The 6,850-nt window shown below is 63.5% G+C and carries 6 protein-coding genes; 4 read left to right on the forward strand and 2 right to left on the reverse strand.

What is annotated here, in order from left to right:
• On the forward strand, positions 1–1,350 hold a 1,350-nt coding region (locus AOK01_RS42190), incomplete at its 5' end, for a DNA cytosine methyltransferase (protein ID WP_342671091.1).
• A 170-nt stretch (positions 1,351–1,520) separates the two neighbouring features.
• Here AOK01_RS42190 and AOK01_RS38055 read toward each other — a convergent pair.
• Complete coding sequence (locus AOK01_RS38055) at positions 1,521–2,198, reverse strand: ATP-binding protein (protein ID WP_055519902.1); 678 nt, start codon at positions 2,196–2,198, stop codon at positions 1,521–1,523.
• A 208-nt stretch (positions 2,199–2,406) separates the two neighbouring features.
• Between AOK01_RS38055 and AOK01_RS38060 the strand changes: the two genes are divergently transcribed.
• A complete protein-coding gene (locus AOK01_RS38060) occupies positions 2,407–3,255 on the forward strand; it encodes a helix-turn-helix domain-containing protein (protein ID WP_055519904.1) in 849 nt (282 codons plus the stop codon).
• The gene (locus AOK01_RS38065) at positions 3,252–3,446 is read left to right on the forward strand and encodes a DUF397 domain-containing protein (RefSeq protein WP_055519906.1); all 195 of its coding nucleotides are present in this window, start codon (positions 3,252–3,254) and stop codon (positions 3,444–3,446) included. The genes AOK01_RS38060 and AOK01_RS38065 overlap by 4 nt, the downstream gene beginning before the upstream one ends.
• Positions 3,447–3,497: 51 nt before the next feature.
• On the opposite strand, the gene AOK01_RS38070 is transcribed toward AOK01_RS38065, so the two are convergent.
• On the reverse strand, positions 3,498–4,727 hold the full coding sequence (locus AOK01_RS38070; RefSeq protein ID WP_055519908.1) for a helix-turn-helix transcriptional regulator: 1,230 nt from the start codon (positions 4,725–4,727) through the stop codon (positions 3,498–3,500).
• A gap of 222 nt (positions 4,728–4,949) precedes the next feature.
• On the opposite strand from AOK01_RS38070, the gene AOK01_RS38075 reads away from it, so the two are divergent.
• Positions 4,950–5,849: a radical SAM/SPASM domain-containing protein gene (locus tag AOK01_RS38075; RefSeq protein ID WP_079104080.1), complete on the forward strand. Its 900-nt coding sequence runs from the start codon at positions 4,950–4,952 to the stop codon at positions 5,847–5,849.
• Positions 5,850–6,850: the final 1,001 nt, after the last annotated feature.

Consider the following 6,850-nt stretch of genomic DNA (forward strand, 5'->3'; position numbering starts at 1 on the left):
CACACGCCCCGCCCCCTCCCCCCCGAGCCGATCACTGTCGTAGACCTGTTCAGCGGGTGCGGCGGGTTCACACAAGGGTTTCACGAGTTCCGGCCGATGGGGGCAGAGAAGGACGGGCCGGTCTTCCGCAGCGTCGCGGCGGTCGAGCACGACCTCGCTGCGGCTGCTACCTACGCCGCAAACTTCGGAAGTCACCGACTGGATACGACCCTCCCGGCCGCTCGTGTCCATCGCGAAGACATTGAGGGCTGGGCGCCGTCAGATGGAGCCCTCCAAGCAGACGTGGTGGTCGGAGGACCTCCCTGTCAGGGCTTTTCAGCCTTGAACCGCCTCAAAAAAGGTGCAGAACGTAACCGCCTGTGGGAGGAATACGTTCGAATCGTCGCCGAAATTCGACCCAAGGTCTTCGTGATTGAAAATGTTGATCGCTTCCTGAAGTCAGACGAGTTCGGCAATCTCCTCAGTGAAGTGGCGGAGGGCGGTCTACTGGCCGACTATCGACTCGTCGACCCCCCCGGCCACGAACAGACCGACACTGAGGAGAAAAAGCATAAACGCTATCTCCTCAACTCTGCCAATTACGGCGCAGCCCAGGCGCGTCGGCGCGCCATCGTCATCGGTGTGCGCCGCGATGTCGACAAAGATCGCACGATGACATACCCGACCACAACACATATCCGGCGACCGAGAAACGACAGTGGTACCCCGGCTCAGCCGTTCGACGGGATCAATATCGGTCTGCCTTACTGGAAAGCGGTGGACGATGTATTCAATGAATCATCGTTTCTCTCGATCCGAGGCACCGAGCTCCCAGACAGTAAGGATTTCGTCCCTGATGTGGACACCTTCCTGCCTGGAATTTTCACCACGCCCGATCTTCATTTCGGACGAAATCCGGAACCACTGTCGATGGCTCGGTATCAAGCCATCCCTCCCGGCGGGAACCGAAAGAATCTGCGGGACAAGTGGTTCACGGTGAACAAGGATGGAAAGATCCGAATCTTCGACACCCCCAATCCTGCAGGCGTGAAAACAGTGCTCCGATATCTCTCGACTGAAAGCTGGGACAACCACAACACCGGCACGGGAGATGTAATGGGTCGGCTACGCCTGGGTCAGCCCTCGGTAACCATCCGAACCGAATTTTTCAAGCCCGAAAAGGGTCGCTACCTCCACCCCACCGAGGCTCGCCCAATCACCCATTACGAGGCCGCCCGCATACAGGGATTCCCCCTCGACTTCCGCTGGTGCGGCTCGAAGACCGACATCGCTCGGCAGATCGGCAACGCTGTTCCCATTCCCCTCGGAACGGCCATTGCCTCGGCAATCCACGCACACTTGCGCGCCTGACCCAGATCGAACGATCGGATGACCCAGCCGCGTCCAGTGCGTAGGAAGTCACCCTGGCCGCCATTGCCCGCTCGGAGTAGCCTCGAACTCGCTCCGCCCGCCGAGTGCAGGTCATCGCAGCACAACCGTCTACGGCCACCAACGCCCTCGGCCACGCCCGAAGAGCTTGCTCATCGCAAGGCATTACAAGGTAGATCGCCGATCTCCGTGACCTCTGCCTCGAAGCGAATCTGGGCACGCTCCAGGACCTCCTCCTCGTCGCATCCGTGCACCCGGAGCCAGTGGAGGAAGTCAGCGATTACACCGATCACGACATCCTGAGCCACAGCCGTGCTCTGCCTGCTCGTTCTCGACTCGGAACCAAGCGTCGCTGTCACGCAAAAGTCCAGCAGTGCTTCGGCCCGGTCTACGCCAGGTCGCTCAACATGACCGCTCGGAGAAGTGAGGCCGGTTGCCAACTCACACCAGGTCACTTTCTGGCTGGGGAGAAGTTGGACGCCCCAGCGGGCGGCGATAGCGCTGACGAGTGCCATACCTCGACCGGTCTCGGCGTCCGACGTCGCGTCGATCAGGGTGGGAAGGGCACGTGTATCGGGGTCGTGGACTTCGATGCGCAAGTGCGTGCCGCTCATCGAGAGCGCGAGCGTAACCGGCGTGCCACGGCCCACATGCGTGATGACGTTAGACACGAGCTCGCTCACGCAGAGTTGGGCCTCGTCGGTGACCTCATGCAGTCCCCAGACCTTCAGGTGCAACCGCATGATGCGACGCAAGGCAGCCACCTCCTCAGGTTCGGCCATGAAGGCCAAGTCCCACGGCTTCCTAGACATGCAGGCTTCCTCAAGCATCGGATCCCCTTTCGTCGCTCGCCTGGCCTTCCACTTCGGATGCAAGGCGGAGTGGCGCGAACACACGCAGTGAGCAGCGTCCTTGCCCAGAATGATGCCTGCGTATCTCGTTTTGCAATGTGCACAGCGGGATTCCCACTTCTGAGTGATTGGCAAGCTCGCCCCTTGGCACGAGACTGATCGCCAGTTACTGCGAAGGGTGTTGGGAATGGCAGGTTCACCGACGGCACGCCGTCGTCGTCTCTCGATCGAGCTGAAGAAGCTGCGCGAGGCCAACGCACTCACCTGCGCGCAAGTCGGTGCAGCGCTGGACTGGAGTGGCTCCAAGGTCAATCGGATGGAGACGGGAAGCGGCAGGGTCCAGCCATCCGACATCGATGCGCTGTGCCGCTACTACGAGACCGGCGACGAGCTGCGGGAGTTCCTGAAGTCTCTTGCGCGGCAGGCCAAGACACGCGGCTGGTGGCAGGAGCACGGATCGGGGGTGCCCCAGTGGTTCTCCATCTACATCGGCCTGGAGCAGGAAGCCTCCACGTTCCGCCAGTACCAGTGCGAGTTGCTCCCCGGGCTCATGCAGACTCCGGCGTACGCGGGCGAACTGCACAGGACGGGGGCTCACCTGCCGGCCCAGGACATCGAACGGGCCGTACGGGTACGCATGGAGCGCCAAACCATGCTGACGCGCCCCGAGGCTCCGGACGCATGGTTTGTCGTGAACGAGGGGTCTCTCCGCAACGTCATCGGGGAGAGGGCGTTGATGCGAGAGCAACTCGAACGCGTCCTTGAGTCAGCGGAGCTGCCGAGTGTCACCCTGCAGGTCCTACCGTTCGATTCAGGCACCTACCCCGTCACGGGATCGTTCACCATGCTCGGCTTTCCCGACCAGGAGGACCCGGACATCGTGTACCGGGACGGCATCACCGACGCCGTCTACCTCGAAGGCGAGCATCATGTGCGGGAGTACACCAGGGCCTTCGACGGCTTGAGGGCCGCCGCCCTGAGCCCTCAGCGCTCCGCCCAGCTGATCAAGTCCGTTCTTAAGGAATACGCAGGATGAAGATTGCGCGATCTGCTCCCGACGCCCCCTTGTCGTGGCTCAAGTCCTCCTACAGCAACGGCGCGGGCGGTGAGTGCGTCGAGTTCGCCCACACCGTCGGCGGAGCCCGCCTGCGTGACTCCAAGGACGCCGACGGACCCGTACTCACCGTTCGTACGGACGCTTGGCATGCCTTCATTCGGGTGCTGTAAAGCCATCTCCGGTGACGGAACGAGAGAAGCGACCGGGGCCCGAGTGCGATATCACGTCCGAGACGTGCGCTCAGGGTGCTCGGCCAGCAGGGCAGCGACCTCCGGCACACCCGCGTAGTCCTGCAACCGACCGAAAATCACACGCAATCGTTCCGCCACCCTCTCCGACGAGGTGCCAGATCCTAGAGAAACGATGCGCTCAGTGACGACCGCCGCCTCTTCCGGTTCGTTGGCGTCAGTCAGAGCGACGGCAAGCCAAGACAAGTACAGAGCCATTTCCCGGGCGTGTGTCGCGTCGTAGCCGCCAAGGACTTCCCGGAGCAACGGCACAGCGCGCAAAGGTCGGTGAAGCTCCGTGTAGACACGCGCTTCCATTACCTTGAGCTCCCCGGCGTCCACCCAATACAGGTAGACAGGCGACTCGATTCCCTCGTTGTCCTCGCTGAGCGCCTGTCCGGCTTCTCCCAACGCACGCATGGCTTGCTGTCCGTTGGCCGCGCCCCCGAATCTCGTGTAAGCCCATGCCACACGGTCCAGATACAGCGCACGAGCCTTCGGGGGTGCTTCGCTGCCGGCGTCGGTCAGGGCGGCACGTGCCAGCGTCAGCCCTTCGGATTCCCGGCCGGTATTACTCATTTGGTAGGCGAGCGATCCGGCTAGATTCCCCGCAAGCGTGTGCCCTTCCGCCTGCCGTGCAGCACTGATCCCGAGCCGGTAGATGCGCTCCGCCTCTTCGTGCTGCCCGGCATCGCTGGCGATCCAACCCGCGATCTGCGCCAACTCCGCGATTTGGCACAGCAGGTGCCGTCCCACTTCGCTGGTGTGTGCGCTTTCCCGGTACAGCTTCACCGCGCGTCTCAAGTCTCTGAGAGCGGGCCGGATCAGGTCCCCACCTGCAAGCACGTCATCAGCAAGCCTGAGCCCGTGCACCCGCTGCCGCAGTTCGTCCACGGTTCCCATTCCGACGCGTCGCCCCGTACGGCATTCCAGCCGGCTCAGGGGGTCCCCTTCGGGCAGGAAATCAGCCAGGGTCGGTAAAGCGGGCTCAGCGGCCTTCTGAACGACACCGAGGGCATCCACAGTCACGCCCAGCGCGGTGGCGAGGAACGGCAGCCATTCGCGAGGGGTGCGCTTGCCTGTCTCCCACCGGCTGACCTCTTGCCGTCCGACTGGTTCGCCGGATACTCGCGCTGCCCGGCAGACCTCACTCGCCAGCCGTGCCTGACTCCACCCCCGCTGTTCGCGCAGGTGCCGGATGTTGGCCCCGATGCTGCTGCCCATGAGTCGATTCTGGCCGACAGTTGGCCTACACGGGGCCGCTAGTCGCTGATCGCTTCAGGGAAGACGCTTGTTCCGCGGAGCCGAGCCGACGAGACGGCACAGCGGACCGGGCTGGCACCCTTCGCACTGTGGGCCCGGGTGCGGATGTGACTGGCCTGCCCCACCTGCCGGCGTCGTCCCTATCCCCTGAACAGCGAGACAACCCCCGCAAGGAGTCCAGTGATGAGCGCTGCCAAAAACTCACTCAAGTTCGCGTGGCTGGAGGTCACGGGACTGTGCAACGAGTTCTGCGATCACTGCTATGCGGACTCCTCACCCAAGGGAACGCACGGCATCCTGACCGTCCAGGACTGGTTACACGTCATTGAGCAACTCGTCGACATCGGAACACTTGACGTTCAGTTCATCGGTGGCGAACCGACCCTGTATCCGAGCCTTCCGGCATTGATCCGGCACGCTCATGACTCTGGACTGTCCGTCGAAGTGTTCTCCAACATGACACACATCCGGGAAGAGCTGTGGGAGACATTCAAGGAATGCGCGGTCAAACTCGCCACGTCGTACTACTCCGACACGGCGGAAGAGCACGACTCGGTAACCCGGCTCAGAGGTTCTCACCAACGAACGCGGGCGAACGTGGAAAAGGCACTGAGCCTCGGTATCCCGCTTCGCGGCGGAGTCGTGGCGGTCCGGGAAGGTCAACGCGTCCAAGCGGCGGCGAGGGATCTCACGGCGCTCGGCGTGGGCTTGGTGGGCGGAGACAGGACCCGGGCATTCGGACGGGCCAGTAAGGGAGCCGTCCCGACGATCAGCGATCTGTGCGGACACTGCGCTCACGAGAAATGCGCCATCGGCCCGACCGGTGACGTGTGGCCATGCGTCCTGGGCCGATTCCTGAACATCGGAAACGTGCTGAGTTCTCCCCTGGCTGAGATTTGGGGCGGGGAACGGATGACGGAAGTCCTTGCGGACATCACGGCCGTGCACGGAGAAGGTGCGCAGTCGTGTACTCCGCCTCAGTTCCTGCCCATGTGCGGCCCGTGTGGTCCGTGTGTTCCCTCAGTCGGGCACTGTGACCCCAGGGAAGCAGACAGCGCCGATACGATCGGCGTACCGACTTGATCCGCTGCGATGATCAGGAGTGCGCGCATGGACGATCACGGGGACGACTTCGGACCGTGGGGTTTGGAAAGCACCAGCAACGCCGTACAGCGGACAGACGATGAATGGGCCGCGATCGCGCGCTACGTCCGGCATGCGGCGAACAAGCTGGGCCCCCAGCTCCCGTTGTGCCTTCCCGGTGAACCGCAGGAATGTGGGCGGACCGCTCAACAGCATGTGTTGGCCTGGTCCGCGCACCTCAAGGCCGTAGCCCATCACCTTATGGAGTTGTCCACGCCGAGTGAGGCAAGAGGGGCTTTCGCTGCCGGACCTCTGTATCAGCGGCGATTGGCTGAGGTGAGGGAACAGAGCGCCCCTGCGTCTGCCGGCCATTGACCCGCGCTCTCCTGGTCTCCGGAGTTCTGGAAGGAGCGGGCGGGGGGTGGTGAGCCGCGCTTCCTCAGTGCCGTTTGGGCCGCACGCTTCTTAGCAGTTTCGTGCCTCCGCGGGCCGCGTCAAGGGCGGCCTGCGGCCGTCGCCTGCGGCGATTGCGCTGCGCTTCCCCCTTGACCCGGCCCGCTCCAGCACGGGTGAGAAGCGAGCGTGCGGCCCGGAAAGGTGGGGCCCGCTGGGTGGGACGCGGGCGGGTCGGTCGGGCTGTGGGGCGGAGTTTGCGGGCGCGGTCGCGTCTCGCCGGCACGCCTGGTTGGGTTGGCGGCTGTCGGAGCGTGGGCTGCGCTTGTTGTGGCGAGCGTGGGTGGCGTGCGCCTGCAGGGTTTGCTCGTTCTTTTGGTTACTCGTTCGACCTGGCGCAATTACATAGAGTGAGGGATAATGGAGGGAGCGGCTCGCCCCGGGGGAGGGTGAGTTCGTGGTGTCTCGGGCCAGGGGGGTGGTTGGGGTGAGTACGGGGGTGCTGGATTCCTGGGTTGCCCTTCTGCGGGAGCAGGCTCCCTCTGGTGAGACCGCGGCTGCTCTTGATGACCTGAAGAGTGACTGGCTTTCTCCTCTTGGGCGGATTG

This window comes from Streptomyces aurantiacus, assembly GCF_001418335.1.
GTDB classification, from domain to species: Bacteria; Actinomycetota; Actinomycetes; order Streptomycetales; family Streptomycetaceae; genus Streptomyces; species Streptomyces aurantiacus.